The organism is Janthinobacterium sp. 64 (assembly GCF_002813325.1).
GTDB lineage: Bacteria > Pseudomonadota > Gammaproteobacteria > Burkholderiales > Burkholderiaceae_D > Janthinobacterium.
Window position 1 is genome coordinate 5,659,965 of record NZ_PHUG01000001.1, and the last position, 18,609, is coordinate 5,678,573.

Genomic DNA, 18,609 nt, shown 5'->3' on the forward strand with positions numbered 1-18,609 from the left:
ATTGAGACGTTAAACGTCTCGTTTCAAGATAAATAAGATATTTTACAGATGATGGCCCAGGGGCCAGCATGGCGTTTTTGATTGTCGGGAATTGCCATGTCCATCGTTTCATCGCGCAGCCGCGCGCTGCCTCCCTCTATTTATTGGCTGTCGCTGTGCAGTTTCGCCTTTGGTTTATCTGAATTCATCGCCGCCGGCCTGCTGTCTCCCATGGCGCGCGACTTGCACGCCAGCGTGGCGGCGGCCGGCGGCGCCATTGCCGCGTATGCACTGGGGGCGGCCATCGGTGCACCGATCCTGACGGCCCTGCTGGCGCGCCTGCCCACGCGCCAGGTGCTGGTGGCCACCATGCTCGTGCTGGCCGCTGGCAGCGTGGCCATGGCGCAAGCGCCTGCACTGGGCGCGCTGCTCGGCGTGCGCTTTGTCGTGGGCCTGGCGCATGGCGTGTTCATGGCGGTGGCCTCGCATGCGGCCACCAGCCTAGTCGAACCGTCCCGCGCGGGCAGGGCGCTGTCCATCGTCTGGCTGGGCCTGACCCTGGCGCTGGCGGGCGGCGTGCCGCTGGGGACGTGGCTGGGCGCCGTCGCGTCGTGGCGCTGGGTCTTTGCCGCCATCGGCGTGCTGGCCTTGTGCGGCGGCGCCGGCTTGCGCTTTGCCATGCCGGCTGCGCGCCAGCAGCTTGCCGCCGTATCGGCCCTGGCCAGCCTGCGCGCCATCTTGCAGCCGTCCCTGCTGCTGGCGGCCGGCGTGGCGGCGCTGGTCAGCGTGGCCACCTTCAGTTTTTTCACGTATATCTCGCCCTTCCTGCTGCAGCTGGGCGGGCTCGATGCGGGCTGGCTCAGTGCCGCCATGCTGTGCTTTGGCGCGTGCGCCATCGGCGGCAACCTGCTGGGAGGGCATTGCGCCGATGGCGCACACGCGGACCGTGCGGCCATGCTGGCCCTGGCCGCGCTGGCGTGTAATCTGCTGGGGTTCTATGTGCTGCGCACGCATCCCTTTGCCATGCTGGCCCTGTGCGGCACTTTGGGCTTGCTGTTCTTTGCCCTCGTCACCCTGTCGACCATGCGGCTGCTACGCCTGGCGCAGCGGCATTGCCCGGGCAGCGACGCCGTGGCGGCTGGCCTGAATATCGCCGCCTTCAATGCGGGCACGGCCGTTGGAGGAGTGCTCGGTGGCGCGCTGATCGTCGCCTTTGGCTTGCCCAGCATCGCCATCGGCGGCGCGCTGGCGGCGCTGCTGGCGATGCTGCTGCTGTGCTTCCCGTCGCGCAAACTAGACGGGTCGCTCTAGTTTTTGCGTTCAAACGCCCACTGCCTTTGGCGTACACTGGCCTGCAAAAGGCCGTACAAAACAAGGGGAGACATGGGATTGCAACGCAGATCGTTTCTGAAAATGGGCGTGCTGGGCGCCTGCGTGCTGGCCGCCGGCGGCGCCGCGTACCGTCTCGTGCGCGGACCGGCGGCGCCTGGCCGCTTCATGCTTGATGGCGGGGCGCGCGCGGCGCTGGCAGCCATCGTGCCGGCCATGCTGGGCGAGGCCTTGCCGCGCGGGGGCGATGCGCGCCGCAAGGCCCTCGACGGCGCCATCGCCGGCGTGGACACGGCCATCCGTGGCTTGCCGCTGGCGGCGCAGCAGGAGGTGCAGGATTTGTTTGGCTTGCTGGCGCTGGCGCCCGCGCGGCGCTTCGTCGCCGGTGTGCATGGCGGCTGGCTTGACGCCGACCCGGCCCAGGTGGCCGCTTTCCTGCAGGCGTGGCGCACGCACCGCCTTGCCACCTTGCAGACGGCTTATCTGGCCCTGCACGATCTGATCCTCGGCGCCTGGTATGCCGATGCCGCCCATTGGGCCGCCATCGGCTATCCGGGACCGCTGCCCGAACTGAGCGCATAAGGCATACATGAGCACATCCCCCATTCCTGACCCCATCGCCATCGGTATTGCCGCCGGCTGGAACGTCACCGACGCCAGCACATTGAGCGCTGACCGCACCCTGGAGGCCGATGTCGTCGTCATCGGCAGCGGCGCCGGTGGTGGCGTGACGGCGGAAATCCTCGCGCTGGCCGGCCTGAAAGTGCTGATCGTCGAGGAGGGCGGCTTGAAGTCCTCGCAAGACTTCAAGATGCGCGAAGCGCAGGCTTATCCTGCCCTGTACCAGGAATCGGCCGCCCGCAAGACGCGCGACAAGGCGATCAATATCCTGCAGGGGCGCACCGTGGGTGGTTCAACCACCGTCAACTGGACATCGAGCTTTCGCACGCCGCCCGGCACGCTGGAATACTGGCGCCAGCATTTCGGCTTGGCCGGCTATGGCGTCGACGCCATGGCGCCGTGGTTCGCCATGATGGAAAAACGCCTGCACGTGAGCGACTGGGCCGTGCCGCCCAACGAAAACAACGACCTGTTGCGCCGTGGCGCGCAGGCGCTGGGCATTCCCACGGCCGCCATCCGGCGCAACGTGAACGGCTGCTGGAACCTCGGCTACTGCGGCATGGGCTGCCCGACCAACGCCAAGCAGTCGATGCTGGTGACGACGATCCCCTCGGCGCTGGCGCTGGGCGCAGGCCTGCTCGTGCATGCGCGCGCCGAGCGTTTCAGCTTCAAGGGCGAGCGCATCGACAGCTTGCAGGTGACGGCGCTGGACGCCGCCGGGCAAGTGCCGACGGGTGTGCGCCTGACGCTGCGCGCCAAACATTTTGTGCTGGCAGGCGGCGCCATCAATTCGCCTGCGCTGCTGCTGCGCTCGCAGGCGCCCGACCCGCACGGCTTGCTGGGCCGGCGCACCTTTTTGCATCCGACGCTGGTTTCGGCCGGCCTGTTCCCCCAGCGCGTCGATGCCTACGCGGGCGCGCCGCAGACGATTTATTCCGACCATTTCCTGCACGTGGCGCCCATCGATGGTCCCATCGGCTACAAGCTCGAAGCGCCGCCTTTGCACCCGCTGCTGATGGCCACCACCATGGGCGGTTTCGGCGATGAGCATGCGCGCACGATGCGCGAATTCCCCCATGCGCACGCCTTGCTGGCGCTGCTGCGCGACGGCTTTCACCACGACTCGGCGGGCGGCAGCGTGTCGATCGACGGTTTCGGCGCGCCCGTGCTCGACTATCCGCTCACGCCGTTCATCTGGGATGGCGCGCGGCGCGCGTTGCTGTCGATGGCGGAAATCCAGTTCGCCGCCGGCGCGAAGAGCGTGTATCCCGTGCATGAAATGGCCAGCCACTACACCAGCTGGGCGCAGGCGAAACAGGCCATCGGCGCATTGCCGATGCAGGCGCTGCTGGCACGCGTGGTGTCGGCCCACGTGATGGGCGGCTGCGCCATGTCGGACGATGCACGGCTGGGCGTGACGGGCGCCGATGGCCGCTATCACGGCGTGCGCAACCTGTCCGTGCACGACGGTTCGCTGTTCCCCACCTCGATCGGCGCCAATCCGCAGCTGAGCATTTACGCGCTGGCGGCGCGCCTGGCCAGCGGCCTGGCGCAGCAGTTGACGGGCAAGCCGGCCCCCGTGCCAGCGCCAACTGCCGCATGATCGCGCGCATCCTCAAGTGGCTGATGCTGCTGCAGGTGCTGGCCGTGCTGGGCGTGGCGTACCTGGCCATGCAGGCCTGGGGCGTCGCCTCGCCGGCCATGGCCGTGCTGCTGGCGGGCGCCATGCTGCTGGCCGTGCGCGCGCTGATCGTGGCGCGCAACTTTTGGGAAAGCCGGCGCCTGGGCAGCCCCGTGCCGCGTGAATACCAGCTGGGCATCATGGGCGCCGCGCGCCTGTTTTTCGGCGAATTGCGCGCCACCTTGTGGGCCTCGTCGTGGGGCATGCTGCGTCCGCGCCTGCAGGCGGCCGACACCATCGCTGGCCAGGGGCTGCCGGTGCTGCTGGTGCACGGTTATGTGTGCAACGGCGGCTACTGGACGCAGCTGAGCCGGCAGCTGGCGCAGGCCGGCATCGTGCACAAGGCGGTCGACCTGGAACCGATCAACGGCGACATTGAGGCGTTCGTGCCGCAAGTCGGACAAGCCATCACCGAGTTGTGCGCCCGCACGGGCAGCGACCGCGTGATCATCGTCGCGCACAGCATGGGTGGCCTGGTGGCGCGTGCCTGGCTGCGCCATGACGGCGCGGCCCGCGTGGCGCGCATCATCACGATCGGCACGCCGCACCACGGCACGGCGCTGGCCAACCTGGCGGCGGGGACGAATGCGCGGCAGATGAGCCGTATCGATGGCGCGCCGAGCGGCTGGCTGGCGCAGCTGGCCGCCAGCGAGACGCCGGAAACGCGCGCCCTGATCACGTCGATCTATTCGCATCACGACAATATCGTCACGCCGCAATGTTCCGCGCACTTGCCCGGCGGGCGCAATCTGGCCTTCGGCGGCATCGGCCATGTGGCGCTGGCCAGCGATGCGCGCGTGCTGCGCCAGGTGCTGGAAGAAATCACTATCAAGAACGAAGTCGCCCAGCCCCCGTCCGCCCCCCATTTTGCCTGAATCCTGTTGTGTTTTATCTGCATGGCAAGACTGTCTCTTTTGTCTCTGCTGTTGCCCAGGTTTAACAGGTGCAGGGCCAGAAAATGCTGTTTTCCACTGGCGTACTGTATTAAGCTAGCATCACGAAGGTGGCGGCCAGCAATGATTGCCGAGGCCGTATGCGCCGCGCCACAGCGATCCGTATGCGAGATATTTGCGGGGATGCATGGCAGGATGTTGTAGGATTAGCATGTTGCCGCGCAAGCGGAAAGATCGGTGCAGGCAGAAAATGAGTGTATGCAGTTTTCATGGGAGTGCTAATTGTCCGCACGTATCCTGATTATCGAAGATAACGCCACCAATATGGAATTGATGGTGTACCTGTTACGTGCCTTCGGGTACACGCCGCTGGCCGCCTATGACGGCGAAGAGGGCGTGCGCATGGCGCGCAGCGAATTGCCGGACTTGATCATCTGCGACGTGCATTTGCCCAAGCTCGATGGCTATGGCGTGGTGGCCGAGCTGAAGAAAGACCCGCTGCTGCGCACCATCCCGGCCCTGGCCGTGACGGCGCTGGCCATGGTGGGCGACCGCGAACGCCTGCTCGAAGCGGGTTTCAATGGCTATATCGGCAAGCCGATCGAGCCGGACCTGTTCGTGGCGGAGCTGGAATCTTTTTTACCCGGGGCGCCGTCGACGCCAGTTAAAAACGACATAGCGACCATCCTGATCGTCGACGATCATGTGCTGAACCGCGAATTCCTGACCGCGCTGCTGGGCTACGGCGGCCACCGTCTGCTGGAGGCGGCCAATGGCGCCGACGCGCTGGAAATATTGCGCACCGAGCGGCCGGACCTGATTATCTCCGACATCCTCATGCCGAACATGGACGGCTACGAATTCGTCACGCGCGTGCATGCCGATCCCGCGCTGACCGACGTGCCCATCATTTTTTATACGGCCACCTACCGCGAGCAGGAAGCGATCTTGCTGGCGCAGGCATGCGGCGTGCGCTGGGTGCTGCCCAAGCCGTCCGACCCCGAAGTCATCGTGCGCACGGTCAACGAGGCGCTGGGACTGATGCCGGCGGCCGCCCAGGCGCCCGTTGTGCCGGGCGGTGGTGTGGCCCGTCCCGCCACTGGCAAGCTGGCCGCCATCGAACACCAGGTCAGCGGCTACCTCGACGAAGTCGAGTCCAGCAGCCAGCAGATTTCGCAGCTGGCCAGCCTGCGCGAGGGGCAGGCAGCGCTCCCCGAAGACCTGGGCATCATGACGGAGCGCCTGTCGCGTTCTCTGTCGAGCCTGCAGGCGGTGAGCCTGCGCCTGACGGCCCTGATCGAGCTGGGCATCGAGCTGGGCGCCGAACGCGATCCGCGCGCCCTGATCGAAGCGGGCTGCAAGGTGGCGCAAAATATCTGCGTCTCCAGGTATGCCTGCATCGGCGTGCTGGAAGAGGGTGCCGAAAAGCTCAGTTATTTTTCCTCGTGCGGCGCCGAGAAAGACCTCGAGCGCATTGCCAGCGCGCCGCGCACGGGCATCCTGAACCGCTTGCTGGAACAGCGCCAGCCCTACCGTGTCAATGGCTTGAAGGGCGACCCCACGGCGCTGGGCTTGCCCGACACGCACCCGCCCGTGCACTCGTTCCTGGGCGTGGCCATCGCCTCGCGCGAGCGCAGCCACGGCTGGCTGTACCTGGTCGACAAGCTGGGGGCGAACGAGTTTTCCGAAGTCGACGAACGCGTGGCCGCCACGGTGGCGGCGCAGATCGCCGTCGCCTACGACAACCTGCTGCTGTACGACGAGATCAAGCGCCACCACGAGCAGCTGACCCTGGACATGGCGGCGCGCATCCGTCTCGATGAAGACTTGCGCCGCTTCCGCCTGGCGATGGATGCCACGGCCGACGCGATTTTTCTCGTCGACCGCGCCGGCATGTGCTTCGTCGACGTCAACCAGACTGCCTGCCGCATGCTCGGTTTTGAACGCGAGGATTTCCTGCGCGTGGGGCCGGGACGCTCGAACGAGGGCGAGACCCAGCTGGAAGAACTGTACAACAAGCTGCTGGCCGGCGACCAGGGCGGGCCCATGACGGAATTGCAGTTGCAGCGCAAGGACGGTTCGCCGCTGTCGGTGGAAGTGCAGCGGCGTACCCTGCGCTCGGGGCAGAGCTGGATTCTGGTGGCCGTGGCGCGCGACATCACCGAGCGCAAGGATGCCGAGCAACGCCTGATGAAGCTGGCCCATTTCGATACCTTGACGGGCTTGCCGAACCGCAGCCAGTTTTACGCCTCGCTGACCCATTCGCTGTCCCAGGCGGCCGAACACCAGTGGGCCGTGGCCGTGCTGTTCATGGACATCGACCGCTTCAAGAATATCAACGACACCCTGGGCCACACCATCGGCGACGACCTGCTGCGCCAGTTCTCCAGCCGCCTCGTCGATTGCCTGCGCGTGCGCGATACCATCGGCCGCTTTGGCGGCGATGAATTTGCCACCATCCTGGTGCTGCCGGAAGGCGTCCAGCATGCCGTGGGCGTGGTCGACAAGATTCGCGAGGCGATGCGCAAGCCCTTCGACTTGCAGGGCCACGAAGTAACGGTGACGGTCAGCATCGGCATTTCCGTGTTTCCCGAAGATGGCGTCGATGCCGATACCCTGATTCAGTATGCCGACACGGCCATGTACCGCGCCAAAGAGGCCGGGCGCGACGCCTTCCGCTTCTTCACGGCGGAAATGAACGCGCAATCGATGGCGCGGCTGGACATGGAAAATGCCCTGCGGCGTGCCATCGACAACGAGGAATTCGTGCTGTTCTTCCAGCCCAAGGTGAATATCATCTCGGGGCGCATCAGCGGCGCCGAGGCGCTGATACGCTGGCGCCGCCCCGGCCACGGCATGGTTTCGCCGGCCCTGTTCATCCCCCTGCTGGAAGAAACGGGGCTGATTGTGCGTGTCGGTAACTGGGTGCTCGACGAAGCCTGCAAGAAAATCAGCGAATGGGGCGCCAGCAGCATCGGCCCCGTGCACCTGTCGGTGAATGTCTCGGGCATCCAGTTTTTCGTCGGCGGCCTGGAAGAAGAGGTGCTCAAGGCGATCAGCAAGCACGATATTGCGCCCGACCTGCTGGAACTGGAGCTGACGGAAAGCTCGCTGATGTCGAACGCCGAGGAAACCATCGCCGTGCTGCGCAACCTGAAGGCGCTGGGCATCCAGATTTCCATCGATGATTTCGGCACCGGCTATTCCAGCCTGGCCTACCTGAAGCGCTTCCCCATCGACAAGCTGAAGATCGACATCGCCTTCGTGCGCGAAGTGACCAGCAATCCGGACGACGCAGCCATCGTGCTGGCCATCATCAGCATGGCGCACAGCATGAAGCTGGAAGTGATCGCCGAAGGCGTGGAAAACGATGCGCAGCTGGCTTATTTGCGGCGCCACGGTTGCGATGAGATGCAGGGCTATTATTTCAGCCGCCCCGTGCCACAGGAAGAATTCGAGCAGATGCTGATGGCGGGCAAGCTGCTGCAGGCGCCGCAGGATGTGGGCAGCGAAGAGCAGCAAACCTTGCTGATCGTCGACGACGATGTCTTCATGCTCGACGTGCTCAGCGACTTCCTGGCGCAGGACGGCTACCGCATCCTGACGGCGCAGACGGCCGCCGAGGGCTTCGACATCCTGGCGCGCCACAAGGTGCAGGTGATCCTGTGCGACCAGTGCATGCCGCTCATGAGCGGTACCGAATTCATGGAGCGGGTCAAGCACCTGTGCCCCGATACTTTCCGCATCATGCTGTCGGCTTTTGCCGACCTGACGCCCATCATGGCGGCCATCAACCGCGGCGCCGTCGACCGCTTCTATACCAAGCCGTGGAAAGGCGCCGTGCTGCGCGAGAACATCCGCGAAGGCTTCCGCCTGCACACGCTGCTGCATGGCCCGGTGAAAGCGGCCGCCTGAGCTTGCCGGGCAGGCCGCCATGTGCGCTGGCGCACGTTGAGCAGCAGCTTTGTATCGAATTAGACTCCCGTCTCTAGTTTTGCTCACTAGAATAAAACGCATCCATGAAGTGGCATGGCCTTTCATATGACGGGAGCGGGCGATGGTGAAGAAATTGAAGGAACTGGCGGAAGACGCGGAATTGGCGGGCGCCGTGCGCTCGTCCGCGCAGCAGATCTGGCAAGCGGGCCTCGGTGCTTTTGCCAAGGCGCAGGAAGAGGGCGGGCGCGTGTTTTCCAAGCTGGTCAAGGAAGGCACGCAATTCCAGAAGCGCGCCGAAGACAAGGTGGCCGATGTCGGCGACAGCGTCAGCAAACTGGCCGATGGCGTGGGCAAGCAGGCCAGCGGCTCCTGGGACAAGCTGGAACAGGTGTTTGAAGAGCGCGTGGCGCGTGCGCTGGCCACCATCGGCGTGCCGATGCAAAACGATATCGCCGCGCTGCAGGCGCAGATCGATGCCTTGAGCCGGCAAGTGGCGGCGTTGTCGGCCAAGCCGAAGGCGGCGGTGAGGGCGGCGCCGAAAACTGCGCCGAAAGCGGCACCGAAAGCCGCGCAAAAAGCTGCGCCGAAAGCCGCACCGAAAGCCGCTCCGAAGGCGGCTGTCGCCAAGGCTCCGGCCAAGCCCGCGAGCAAAGCGGTGAGCAAACCGGCCGCGAGACCGGCAGCGAAGAAAAAAGCGCCGGCCGCCTGAGCTGGCGTCGCATCCCTCCAGCCTGCGCGAGCAGGCTTTTTCTTGCCCGCGTTTTTCGCCCGCGCCTGGGGGCGGAGTGTTTCATTACGGCTATCTTAGGTGGTATGCTTGAGGCAGAACACAGAGAGATTGCCCGCCATGCTACAAAAAGCACCACGCCGTACCCGCGAACGCATCCTGGAGTTGTCGCTGCGCCTGTTCAATGAGTTTGGTGAGCCGAATATCACGACGACCGTGATTGCGGAAGAGATGAATATTTCGCCGGGAAACCTGTATTACCACTTCCGTAACAAGGATGACATCGTCAACTCGATCTTCGTCCAGTTCGAGGCGGAAATCGAACGCATCCTGACCGTGCCTGACGGGCGCCGTTCGAATATCGAGGATGTCTGGCTGTATTTGCACCTGATGTTCGAACTGATCTGGCGCTACCGTTTTTTCTATCGCGACCTCAATGATTTGCTGTCGCGCAACCGCAAGCTGGAATTGCACTTCAAGCTGATCCTGGCGCACAAGATCAAGGTCGCCACGCAGCTGTGCGAAGACTTGCGCAGCGAACAGTCTTTGGAGGCGTCGGATATGGAGGTTGCCGCGATGGCGACGAATATGGTGGTCGTCGCCACCTACTGGCTGTCGTACGAATATGTGCGCAACCCGCGCAAGTACAGCGAGCAGCAATCGATGTCCGATGCGCTGGCGCGTGGCTGTTACCAGGTGTTGTCCCTGATCGGCCCGTATCTGCGCAATGAAACGCATTTGCTGTTTCGCAAACTGTCGGAAGAGTATGTGACCAAACTCAAGAACGACTGACGCGGCTGCTGGCGCCACGTCGTCATTTACAGGAGAGATAGATGGCTTGGAAACAATTCCCTTATCCGGACGCAGCCTATGTCTATACGCCGCAGACCCTGGAAGCGGCCTGGGCGCGCCTGCATGCGGGCGACATGGAACCGTTTCCCACGCACGCGGCGCTGGTGCAAGCCTGGCTGGCCTTCCACGCGGGCGACTTCGAACGCGCGGTGAAGCTGGGCCTGGCCGTCGGCGTGCCCGGCTATGCGGTGGCGCACAAGGCGACCTGCATCTATGCCACGCATCTGGAAGTGGACGACCGCCAGAAACTCGACATGTACGAAGAAGTGGCGGAGCGCTGCGAGCGCCAGCAGAGCGAACAGCCGGACAACCCGGCCGGCTACTACTGGCACGCCTACAGCCTGGGCCGTTATGCGCTGGGCACCTCCGTCGTCAAGGCCCTGGCGCAGGGCATGGGCGCACGCGTGCGCAACAGCCTGGACCGTACGATGACTGTAGCGCCCATGCATGCGGAAGCGCATATTGCGTTTGGGATTTATCATACGGAAATTATCGACAAGGTCGGCGCCATGATCGGCAGCCTGACCTACGGCGCCAATAAGGAAGATGGCTATCAGCACTTCAAGACGGCGCTGGCCCTGACGCCGTATTCGGCGCTGGCGCACAGCGAGTATGCGCGCGCGTTGAACATGCTTGACGGAAAGAAAAAGCTGGCGGAAGCGCTGGCCCTGTATGAAAAGGCGGCCGAGTGCGTGGCACTGGATGCCAAGGAACGCCTCGAGGTCGAGGCGGCGATCGATGAATTGAAAGACTAGGGACTACTGTGATCAAGGCTTTGTGTGTGTACTGTGGCGCCAACGCGGGCGTCTCGCCCGACTATGCGGTGGCGGCGCGCGAATTGGCGCGCGTGCTGGTGGCGGAAAATATTTCTCTGGTGTATGGCGGCGGCAAGGTCGGCCTGATGGGCGTGATCGCCGATGAAGTGCTGCGCCTGGGCGGCGAGGTGACGGGCGTGATTCCCACCCAGCTGGTTGAACGCGAAGTGGGCCACATGGGCTTGACGCGCCAGTTCATCGTGAAGGACATGCATGAGCGCAAGGCGATGATGGCCAGCCTGTCCGACGCCTTCATCGCCATGCCCGGCGGCTATGGCACCCTGGAAGAGCTGTTCGAGATGCTCACGTGGGCCCAGCTGGGCTTGCACGCCAAGCCCATCGGCTTGCTCAATGTCGACGGGTTTTATGATGGCTTGATTGCTTTCGTGCAAAACGGCAGGGAACAGGGCTTCATCCGCCCGCAGCACGCCGCCTTCCTCAATGCCGACGCCGATCCTGCCGCGCTGGTGCAACGGCTGAAGGAATGCGCGCCCTAGGCGCTGGACAGTGCTTGAGCGCCGCGCTTCACGACCACAGGCGCTGGCCCGACAGGTCGAGCTGGGTCAGGTACAGGCGCACGTCGAATTCGTACTGGTGGTATTGCGGTTCCATATACGTGCACAGCTTGTAGAACGGCTTGTCATGTTGCTTTTCTTTTACATGCGCCAGTTCATGCACGGCGATCATGCGCAGGAATTCCAGCGGCACTTCCTTGAACATGGTGGCCACGCGGATTTCATGCTTGGCCTTGAGCTTGCCACCCTGCACGCGCGAGATCGAGGTATGCAAGCCCAGCGCATGCTGGATCACGTGGATCTTGCTGTCGAACGCCACTTTGTTGATGGGTTCGGCATTGCGCAGGAATTCATTCTTTAAATCTTGCACGTACTGGTACAACGCCTTGTCGTTGCGCACATCGTGCGCATGCGGGTAGCGTTTTAGCAGGACTTCGCCCAGCTTGTCCTGCGCGATCAGTTGTTGCACTTGCGCTTGCGTTTGTTCGGAATAGGCGCTCAGGTATTTCAGGGATGGCTGCATGCGGGGATGGGCGGGGTGGGGAGTAGGGCGAGAATGTACCATACCGCCGCGCCCCGCGCTGCGCCAGCCCCGGCACGGGGCTGCCAGGGCCGCCCCATGCCATCGTCAAGCCGCGTGCCAGGTCAGCCCTTGTCGTCTTCGTCCTTGTTGCCCTGCCGGCTAGCCTTCGACTGTTGTTGCTCGGCGCCGCCGCCGCGTGCCGCCGTGCTGCCGCGGCTTTCATTGGCGCGCTGGGCCGATTGCCGGCTTTCGCCGCCCTTGCGGCCGATTTCCGCCATGTGTTCGCGGTTGCGGCTGACGGCTTCACCGCCTTTCTGCCCGGCCCGGCGTGCTTCTTCCGAGTCGAATTCATGCGCCGTGCCCTTTTGATGGGCTGCCTGGCCGCCCTTGCTGGCAATTTCGCGTTGCTGCTCCTCGTTCATGGCGGCGAAACCGCGCTTGCTCGTACCTTTGCTGCTGCCCGATTCGCCGGCCTTCTGGCTGCTGCCAGCGCCTTTGCCCTGCTCATTACTGTTAGCCATGTCGCTCTCCTTGCTGTCGGGTGGGGTCACTGTTCAATGCGCCTGATCGGAATGCCTGCCGGTCTCGCGGCCGTGGCCCGCGCCATCGCGGTGGCCCGAGGCATGCATTTTTTCGATCATGTCACGCTGGCGCTGCGTGGCTTTTTCTGTTTCTTCGGCCGTCTTGCGCACCACTTCGTCGGCGAAGGCCACGGCCGTGCGGCTCGTTTCGGGCAGGTGGTTCTCTGCCGTGCGGTTCATCTCGACATTGGCGCTGGCGACGAGATTGCCGAGTTGTTGCTGGTACTGCTGCAGCTTGTTGCTGCCCGGCTGTAACTGGGCCGCGGCCAGCGACATGAACTCGCCCGTGTCGCGCGCCGACAGCAATTGCTGGCTGGCGTTGCTCCATTCCTGCAGCAAGTCTTGCGCCAGCCGCAGATGCAACTCGCTCAGTTGCTGCGCCGTATCGAACATCTTGCGCGATAGTTCTGTGGCGAAATTGCACTGGGCCTCCAGGTGGGACTTCAGGGCGGGGCTGAGACTGGGGGGGATACTGTTTGTGAACATGTTCTACCTCAATGAAAATCTGGTCCGAGAAACACCCGGTGTACCGGATGCGACGTGTGCTGAAACAAGCAAAGAGATAGACGCCGGACGGCGTGCCAGGTTCCACGCCAGGTGCCGGTTTTGCGCGAGAATGGTGCTTGGCCGCTTGAAAAAAGCGAGGACTTTGTGCCAGATCAAAGTAACGTCAATCTGCTTGTCACCGTCGGCGGCCACGCTGCTTGCGTGGAAAATGCAGGTTTACAAGCCCGGCCGTGCGACAATAGCCGGCTCGCGGCAGCGCAGCCGATGGCCGGCGCGCGTGGCTGAGCCGAGCATCGCCTTACTTTTTACCTGATTCCGCGACCATGACGCATCCTGAATACATCCTGACCCTGTCCTGCCTGGACCAGCGCGGCATCGTGCACCGCGTGTCCGGCTTCCTGGCCGAACACGGCTGCAACATCCTCGATTCCGCCCAGTTCGGCGACCAGGAATCCCAGCTGTTCTTCATGCGCGTGCATTTCGCGCTGGAAGACGGCGCCGTCAGCGACGCCCAGTTGCGCAGCGACTTCGCCGACCTGTCGCAAGCCATGCAGTTGAACGGCGCTTTCCATGGCCAATTGCACGATGCGCGCGTCAAGCCGCGCGTGATGCTGATGGTGTCGAAGATCGGCCATTGCCTCAACGATTTGCTGTTCCGCTACAAGAGCGGCTTGCTGAACGTGGAAATTCCCGCCATCGTCTCGAACCACATGGAGTTCTACCAGCTGGCGGCCAGCTACAATATTCCCTTCCATCACTTGCCGCTGGCCGCCGGCGCGCCGGAAGCGGCCAAGCTGGCGCAGGAAGCGAAGATCATCGAGCTGATGGACACGCACAAGATCGACCTGGTGGTGCTGGCGCGCTACATGCAGATCCTGTCGCCGGGCCTGTGCCAGGCGCTCGACGGCCGCGCCATCAATATCCACCATTCCTTCCTGCCCAGCTTCAAGGGCGCCAAGCCGTATGCGCAGGCGCACCACCGCGGCGTCAAGCTGATCGGTGCGACGGCCCATTTCGTCACGGGCGACCTCGATGAAGGCCCGATCATCGAGCAGGACGTCGAGCGCGTCGACCATGCGATGGATGCGGAAACCCTGACGGCCATCGGCCGCGACGTCGAGTGCGTGGTGCTGGCGCGCGCCGTGAAATGGTTCGTCGAGCACCGCATCCTGAAAAATGGCGACAAGACCGTGGTCTTCCGCTGATACCGACTTCACTCTTCACTTTACCGAGACAGAAACACGATGGCCCTCAAAGCAACAATTTTCAAAGCCGATCTGCAGATCGCCGACATGGACCGCAATTACTACCAGGATCACGCGCTGACCCTGGCGCGCCACCCGTCCGAAACGGACGAGCGCATGATGGTGCGCCTGCTGGCGTTCGCCATCCACGCCGACGAGGCGCTGACCTTCACCAAGGGACTGTTCGACACGGAAGAGCCCGACCTGTGGCAGAAAGACCTGACGGGCGCCATTCAGCTGTGGATCGAAGTGGGCCAGCCTGACGAAAAGCGCATCCTGAAGGCCTGCGGGCGTTCGGAACAGGTGATCGTTTACAGCTATGGCGCAACCAGCCACATCTGGTGGAAGCAGATTGCCAACAAGCTGGAACGGGCGAAGAACTTGACCGTGATCAACCTGCCATCTGAAGCGGCGCAAGACATGAGCAAGCTGGCGCAGCGCAACATGCAGCTGCAATGCACGATCCAGGATGGCCAGATCTGGCTGACGGACAGCGTCAACACGGTCCTGATCGACCGCGAACCGGTCAAGCCAGCGCGCTGATGTCGGCTGTCTGAAACGCAAAAAGCCCGGATCGCTCCGGGCTTTTGTCATTGCGGGCGCCTAATTCGGCGCAGCGCCCAGGCGGCGGATGCTGCTCGAACGCTGCATGCTGCGGCTGATGCGCGGATCGCCGTAATAGCTCACTTCGCCCGAGCCGCCGATGCTGATGGCCAGGTCATCCTTGGCCCACACTTGCGCCTCGCCCGAGCCGCCGATGCTTACCTGCACCTCGCGCGCGGCCAGGCGGCCCGCTTCGATATTGCCCGAGCCGCCGATCGATGCCGTCAGCTGCTCCGTCTTGCCGCTGGCCTTGAAGCTGCCGCTGCCGCCGATGGCGATGGAAACCTGGCGGCTGTCGAGGTCGCGCGCATGGATGGAGCCGGAACCGCCCACGTCGAAGCGCAGATTTTCGGCGCGCAAGCCCGTTGCCGTGACGTTGCCCGAGCCGCCCACGCTGATGCGTTCCACCTGGCGCGCCTGGATGACGATGGTCAGGCTGCTCTGGCGGAAATTCGCATTGCGCTTGGCGGGCCGGATGCGCAGGGTGCCGTTTTCCACCACCGTGTCGATCAGCGGCAGGATATTGTCGTCGGCCTCGATGGTGACGCTGTCCGTGTTGCCGATGCGCAGCTCGACCGTGCCCGGCACGTTCAGCGCCACGCCATGGAAGCTGCCCACGTCGCGCGTCTGTTTTTGCAGCTTGCCGCTGCCCTGGATGCTGTTGCCGGAAATCCAGTCGAGCGGCGACGCCAGCGCCGGCGCGGCCGGGATGGCCAGGGCGCCGACGGCCAGCAGCAGGGCGGCGCCAAGGTGGCGGCAGTGGCGCGGGTGGAAAAGTGGCTGTGTCATTCTTGCTCCCTGTTTTGAATTGGATTGCATGCATGGTATGCCAGCCGGGCGCGCCTGCGCAGCGCGCTGCGACAGACTGCGCCAGCAGCGGCATGGAATGCAGGAGGCTGCGACAGGATGGCATGAGGTATCATGCGGGTATTGGACATACGACGAGCGGCACGCGCCGCTCACACTACTGGAATTACATGCTGATCATCACCATCAAACAGGGCAAGGAAAAGAGCTTGCTGGGCCAATCGTGGATTTACGCGTCCGCGATTGAAAAAGTCGAAGGCAAGCCGCAGGAAAAAATGAAGCCCGGCTCGACGGCCATCGTGCAAAGTTCGGCTAAGCAATTCATCGCCCGCGCCGCCTACAATTCGAAGTCGCAGATCCGCGCGCGTATCTGGAGCTTCAAGGAAGACGAGCCGGTCGACCACGCGCTGATCAAGCGCAGAGTCAAGGCCGCCATCGAGAAAAAACTGCCAGCCATCAAGAAGGCGGGCGAAAACCAGCTGCTGACCCTGATCAAGGGCGAAGACGAGGGCTTGCCGGGCCTGGTGGTGCAGCTGTTTGGCGGCGTGCAAGGCTATCTGATCTGCGAATTCAATGCCGGCGGCGTCGATGCGTGGAAAGTGGCCATCGTGCAATCGCTGATGGCTTCCACCGGCTGCGTCAATGTGTACGAGCGCTGCGACGACCTGATGCGCAAGGGCGAAGGCTTGCCCCTGATCGACGGCGCCCTGGCCGGCGAGGAACCGCCCGATGAAGTCATGCTGACGGACAATGGCGTGCGTTATGCGCTGAATTTGAAGACGGGGCACAAAAGCAAGTTCCGCTGAAAGCGGCTGTTTGAAATGAAAAACCGGCGCTGGCCGGTTTTTTTATGGGTAACCCGCGCACCACTGGGGTCGGACCCTCAGGGTCCGACCCCGGCTGTAGCCGGGCTTAGGGGGGGGATTGAGGGCTACTCCAGCGGCACGCTGCGGTACTTGTTCACCTCCAGCGCCGACACGGCCGGCGCATCATTGCCCCACGACGCGCGCAGATACGTCACCACGGCCGCCACTTCCGCGTCATCCATGACGGGGCCGAACGGCGGCATGCCGTAGGGGCGCGGGTTGCCGCTGGTGCCGGGCGCAAAGCCGCCGTTGAGCACGAGGCGGATGGCGTTCACGGCCGACTCCGTCGTCAGCGCGCGGTTGCCGGCCAGCGGCGGGTAGCCGGGCGGCACGCCCTTGCCATCGGCCTGGTGGCAGCTCGCGCATTGCGCCTCATACAGTTTCGCGCCCAGCGCCAGTTGCTGCGTGGCTTGCTCCGAGGTGCCGCGTGGCGCCTTTTTCGCCGCTTGCGCGGGGCCGGGCAAGCTTTTCAGGTAGACGGCCATCGCCTGCACGTCGGCCGTGCCCATGTGCTGCAAGCTTTGCCGCACGACTTCCGCCATGGGGCCGAAGACGGTGGCGCGCGGCGACACGCCCGTTTGCAGCAATTCCACGATATGCGCCGTGTCCCAGTCGCCCAGGCCCGCTTCCGCATCCGACGTCAGCGAGGGCGCGTACCAGCCCAGCACGGGGATCAGGCCGCCCGACAGGCCGTCGTCGCTGCCGCCCAGGGTGGTGCGGCTGCTATGGCAGGCGCTGCAGTGGCCCAGGCCCTGCACCAGGTAGGCGCCGCGGTTCCACTCCATGCTTTGTGTCGTGAGCGGCTGGTACACGCCCGGCTTGAAATACAGCGCGCGCCAGGCGGCCAGCGCGATCTGCTGGTTGTAGGGGAAGCGCAGCGCGTGCGGCGCGTTCGTCTGCCTGTGCGGCGGCACGCTCTGGAAATACGCGTACAGCGCGTCGCTGTCCTCGCGCCGCACCTTGGTGTAGCTGGTGTAGGGAAAGGCTGGATACAGCAGCCGGCCATCCTTCGACTTGCCGTTGTGGATGGCGCGCCAGAAATCGTCGGCCGTCCAGCTGCCGATGCCCGTTTCCTTGTCGGCCGTGAGGTTGGGCGAGAGCACCTTGCCGAACGGCGTCTGCAAGGCGCGTCCACCCGCGTAGGGCACGCCGCCGCGCGTCGTGTGGCACGCCATGCAGTCGCCCGCCTTGGCCAGGTAGGCGCCGCGCGCGACCAGCTGTTGCTGGCTCAGGGTGCTGGCCACGGCGGGCGGGCCGATGTCGTCGTCCGGGTACAGCAGGAATGTGGCGCTGCCGCCGGCAATCAGCAGCAAGCCGGCCGCGATCATCCATTTCTTCATGGCGCCACCTGCGCGGTAGAACCTGGCACGCCGCCGCAGTGCAGCGGCAAGGGCAGGGTGATGCCGCTGGCGGGACGCGCGTCGGCGCTGGCCACCTGCGTGCCCAGCCAGGCCGAGACGGCGCCCACGTCCGCGTCCGACAGGCGCTGCGCCACTTGCGCCATGCAGTCGGGTGCATGGGCGCGGCGGATGCCGTTCTTCCAGGCGCCTAGCTGGGCGTTGATGTAGTCGCGGGGCAAGCCCAGCAAGCCGGGGATGGCGGGCGCCACGCCGGCCAGTTTATCGCCATGGCAGGAGATGCAGGCGGGAATCTTTTTGCCCGCATCGCCATGCAGCACCAGCTGCTTGCCACGCGCCAGGGCCGTCGTGCCCGCGCTGCTGGGCTGGGCCGGCGGCGGGGCAGGGTGCTGCGCCGAAAAATACTCGGCGATTTCGCGCAGGTAATCGTCGGGCAAATGCTCGACCATGTAGTTCATCATCGGATACTGGCGTCTTCCCTCGCGGAAATTGAGCAGCTGGTTGTACAGATAGCCTGCAGGTTTACCGGCGATGCGGGGAAAGAAGGCGTCGTGGCGTTCCTTGGGTGCATGGCAGGCCGTGCATGCCTTGATGCGCTGTTCCAGGCTGTCGTGGCTGGCAGAGATGGCAGCGGGCGCGGCTATGGCCAGCATCAGCGCGAGGGGGAAATGCAGTAGCATGGAAAGTCGCATGGAAAGATCACCTGTCTCGTCGGTCTGTGTCGCGTGCCGGTGTTGCTGCCCGGATGTTGTTACCCTAGCATATAACGGGC

18 protein-coding genes are annotated in these 18,609 nt (G+C 64.2%); 12 read left to right on the top strand and 6 right to left on the bottom strand.

Annotated elements, in window-relative coordinates:
• Nucleotides 1-96 precede the first annotated feature (96 nt).
• The 9 genes from CLU91_RS25000 to CLU91_RS25040 all read left to right on the top strand — a co-directional run bounded on the left by CLU91_RS25000 (nucleotide 97) and on the right by CLU91_RS25040 (nucleotide 11,330).
• Nucleotides 97-1,290, top strand: coding sequence for an MFS transporter (locus CLU91_RS25000; RefSeq protein ID WP_232730875.1), 1,194 nt, complete (start codon nucleotides 97-99; stop codon nucleotides 1,288-1,290).
• A 72-nt stretch (nucleotides 1,291-1,362) separates the two neighbouring features.
• The gene (locus tag CLU91_RS25005; protein WP_100876271.1) at nucleotides 1,363-1,890 is read left to right on the top strand and encodes a hypothetical protein; all 528 of its coding nucleotides are present in this window, start codon (nucleotides 1,363-1,365) and stop codon (nucleotides 1,888-1,890) included.
• Nucleotides 1,891-1,897: 7 nt separating this feature from the next.
• The gene (locus CLU91_RS25010; protein ID WP_100876272.1) at nucleotides 1,898-3,532 is read left to right on the top strand and encodes a GMC family oxidoreductase; all 1,635 of its coding nucleotides are present in this window, start codon (nucleotides 1,898-1,900) and stop codon (nucleotides 3,530-3,532) included.
• Nucleotides 3,529-4,485 (top strand): esterase/lipase family protein, encoded by a 957-nt coding sequence (locus CLU91_RS25015; protein WP_100876273.1) that lies wholly within the window; start codon nucleotides 3,529-3,531, stop codon nucleotides 4,483-4,485. Before CLU91_RS25010 ends, CLU91_RS25015 begins: the two co-directional genes overlap by 4 nt.
• Before the next feature lie 300 nt (nucleotides 4,486-4,785).
• The gene (locus CLU91_RS25020; RefSeq protein ID WP_100876274.1) at nucleotides 4,786-8,418 is read left to right on the top strand and encodes an EAL domain-containing protein; all 3,633 of its coding nucleotides are present in this window, start codon (nucleotides 4,786-4,788) and stop codon (nucleotides 8,416-8,418) included.
• A 142-nt stretch (nucleotides 8,419-8,560) separates the two neighbouring features.
• Nucleotides 8,561-9,148, top strand: coding sequence for a phasin family protein (locus CLU91_RS25025; RefSeq protein ID WP_100876275.1), 588 nt, complete (start codon nucleotides 8,561-8,563; stop codon nucleotides 9,146-9,148).
• Between the two features lie 138 nt (nucleotides 9,149-9,286).
• A complete protein-coding gene (locus tag CLU91_RS25030) occupies nucleotides 9,287-9,958 on the top strand; it encodes a TetR/AcrR family transcriptional regulator (RefSeq protein WP_034758777.1) in 672 nt (223 codons plus the stop codon).
• 41 nt (nucleotides 9,959-9,999) lie between these two features.
• A complete protein-coding gene (locus CLU91_RS25035) occupies nucleotides 10,000-10,773 on the top strand; it encodes a hypothetical protein (RefSeq protein ID WP_100876276.1) in 774 nt (257 codons plus the stop codon).
• Between the two features lie 11 nt (nucleotides 10,774-10,784).
• Nucleotides 10,785-11,330, top strand: coding sequence for a TIGR00730 family Rossman fold protein (locus CLU91_RS25040; protein ID WP_198521512.1), 546 nt, complete (start codon nucleotides 10,785-10,787; stop codon nucleotides 11,328-11,330).
• Between the two features lie 28 nt (nucleotides 11,331-11,358).
• Here the strand turns inward: CLU91_RS25040 and CLU91_RS25045 are convergent, their stop codons facing one another.
• The 3 genes from CLU91_RS25045 to CLU91_RS25055 all read right to left on the bottom strand — a co-directional run bounded on the left by CLU91_RS25045 (nucleotide 11,359) and on the right by CLU91_RS25055 (nucleotide 12,938).
• Nucleotides 11,359-11,871, bottom strand: coding sequence for a YgjP-like metallopeptidase domain-containing protein (locus CLU91_RS25045; protein WP_100876278.1), 513 nt, complete (start codon nucleotides 11,869-11,871; stop codon nucleotides 11,359-11,361).
• A gap of 122 nt (nucleotides 11,872-11,993) precedes the next feature.
• Nucleotides 11,994-12,392, bottom strand: a complete 399-nt coding sequence (locus CLU91_RS25050; RefSeq protein WP_100876279.1) for a KGG domain-containing protein — start codon at nucleotides 12,390-12,392, stop codon at nucleotides 11,994-11,996.
• Nucleotides 12,393-12,425: 33 nt separating this feature from the next.
• Nucleotides 12,426-12,938, bottom strand: a complete 513-nt coding sequence (locus tag CLU91_RS25055) for a phasin family protein (RefSeq protein WP_100876280.1) — start codon at nucleotides 12,936-12,938, stop codon at nucleotides 12,426-12,428.
• Nucleotides 12,939-13,282: 344 nt separating this feature from the next.
• Here CLU91_RS25055 and purU point away from each other — a divergent pair, with 344 nt between their 5' ends.
• The gene (purU, locus tag CLU91_RS25060; protein ID WP_100876281.1) at nucleotides 13,283-14,164 is read left to right on the top strand and encodes a formyltetrahydrofolate deformylase; all 882 of its coding nucleotides are present in this window, start codon (nucleotides 13,283-13,285) and stop codon (nucleotides 14,162-14,164) included.
• 39 nt (nucleotides 14,165-14,203) lie between these two features.
• Nucleotides 14,204-14,746: a YaeQ family protein gene (locus CLU91_RS25065; protein ID WP_034758748.1), complete on the top strand. Its 543-nt coding sequence runs from the start codon at nucleotides 14,204-14,206 to the stop codon at nucleotides 14,744-14,746.
• Nucleotides 14,747-14,806: 60 nt separating this feature from the next.
• On the opposite strand, the gene CLU91_RS25070 is transcribed toward CLU91_RS25065, so the two are convergent.
• A complete protein-coding gene (locus tag CLU91_RS25070) occupies nucleotides 14,807-15,595 on the bottom strand; it encodes a head GIN domain-containing protein (RefSeq protein WP_100876282.1) in 789 nt (262 codons plus the stop codon).
• A 188-nt stretch (nucleotides 15,596-15,783) separates the two neighbouring features.
• On the opposite strand from CLU91_RS25070, the gene CLU91_RS25075 reads away from it, so the two are divergent.
• Nucleotides 15,784-16,419 (top strand): SAM-dependent methyltransferase, encoded by a 636-nt coding sequence (locus CLU91_RS25075; RefSeq protein WP_100876283.1) that lies wholly within the window; start codon nucleotides 15,784-15,786, stop codon nucleotides 16,417-16,419.
• 125 nt (nucleotides 16,420-16,544) lie between these two features.
• Here CLU91_RS25075 and CLU91_RS25080 read toward each other — a convergent pair whose 3' ends face one another.
• Both CLU91_RS25080 and CLU91_RS25085 read right to left on the bottom strand, forming a co-directional pair.
• Nucleotides 16,545-17,819, bottom strand: coding sequence for a cytochrome c (locus tag CLU91_RS25080; protein WP_100876284.1), 1,275 nt, complete (start codon nucleotides 17,817-17,819; stop codon nucleotides 16,545-16,547).
• Complete coding sequence (locus CLU91_RS25085; protein WP_232730876.1) at nucleotides 17,816-18,517, bottom strand: c-type cytochrome; 702 nt, start codon at nucleotides 18,515-18,517, stop codon at nucleotides 17,816-17,818. The genes CLU91_RS25080 and CLU91_RS25085 overlap by 4 nt, the downstream gene beginning before the upstream one ends.
• Between the last annotated feature and the right edge of the window lie 92 nt (nucleotides 18,518-18,609).

Bases quoted from the DNA above. Each gene is read 5' to 3' on its own strand.
- CLU91_RS25025 (WP_100876275.1), top strand. From the start codon at position 8,561: ATGGTGAAGAAATTGAAGGAACTGGCGGAAGACGCGGAATTGGCGGGC.
- CLU91_RS25050 (WP_100876279.1), bottom strand. From the start codon at position 12,392: ATGGCTAACAGTAATGAGCAGGGCAAAGGCGCTGGCAGCAGCCAGAAG.
- purU (WP_100876281.1), top strand. From the start codon at position 13,283: ATGACGCATCCTGAATACATCCTGACCCTGTCCTGCCTGGACCAGCGC.
- CLU91_RS25075 (WP_100876283.1), top strand. From the start codon at position 15,784: ATGCTGATCATCACCATCAAACAGGGCAAGGAAAAGAGCTTGCTGGGC.
- CLU91_RS25030 (WP_034758777.1), top strand. From the start codon at position 9,287: ATGCTACAAAAAGCACCACGCCGTACCCGCGAACGCATCCTGGAGTTG.
- CLU91_RS25010 (WP_100876272.1), top strand. From the start codon at position 1,898: ATGAGCACATCCCCCATTCCTGACCCCATCGCCATCGGTATTGCCGCC.
- CLU91_RS25055 (WP_100876280.1), bottom strand. From the start codon at position 12,938: ATGTTCACAAACAGTATCCCCCCCAGTCTCAGCCCCGCCCTGAAGTCC.
- CLU91_RS25045 (WP_100876278.1), bottom strand. From the start codon at position 11,871: ATGCAGCCATCCCTGAAATACCTGAGCGCCTATTCCGAACAAACGCAA.
- CLU91_RS25080 (WP_100876284.1), bottom strand. From the start codon at position 17,819: ATGAAGAAATGGATGATCGCGGCCGGCTTGCTGCTGATTGCCGGCGGC.
- CLU91_RS25035 (WP_100876276.1), top strand. From the start codon at position 10,000: ATGGCTTGGAAACAATTCCCTTATCCGGACGCAGCCTATGTCTATACG.
- CLU91_RS25070 (WP_100876282.1), bottom strand. From the start codon at position 15,595: ATGACACAGCCACTTTTCCACCCGCGCCACTGCCGCCACCTTGGCGCC.
- CLU91_RS25015 (WP_100876273.1), top strand. From the start codon at position 3,529: ATGATCGCGCGCATCCTCAAGTGGCTGATGCTGCTGCAGGTGCTGGCC.
- CLU91_RS25000 (WP_232730875.1), top strand. From the start codon at position 97: ATGTCCATCGTTTCATCGCGCAGCCGCGCGCTGCCTCCCTCTATTTAT.
- CLU91_RS25065 (WP_034758748.1), top strand. From the start codon at position 14,204: ATGGCCCTCAAAGCAACAATTTTCAAAGCCGATCTGCAGATCGCCGAC.
- CLU91_RS25005 (WP_100876271.1), top strand. From the start codon at position 1,363: ATGGGATTGCAACGCAGATCGTTTCTGAAAATGGGCGTGCTGGGCGCC.
- CLU91_RS25085 (WP_232730876.1), bottom strand. From the start codon at position 18,517: ATGCTACTGCATTTCCCCCTCGCGCTGATGCTGGCCATAGCCGCGCCC.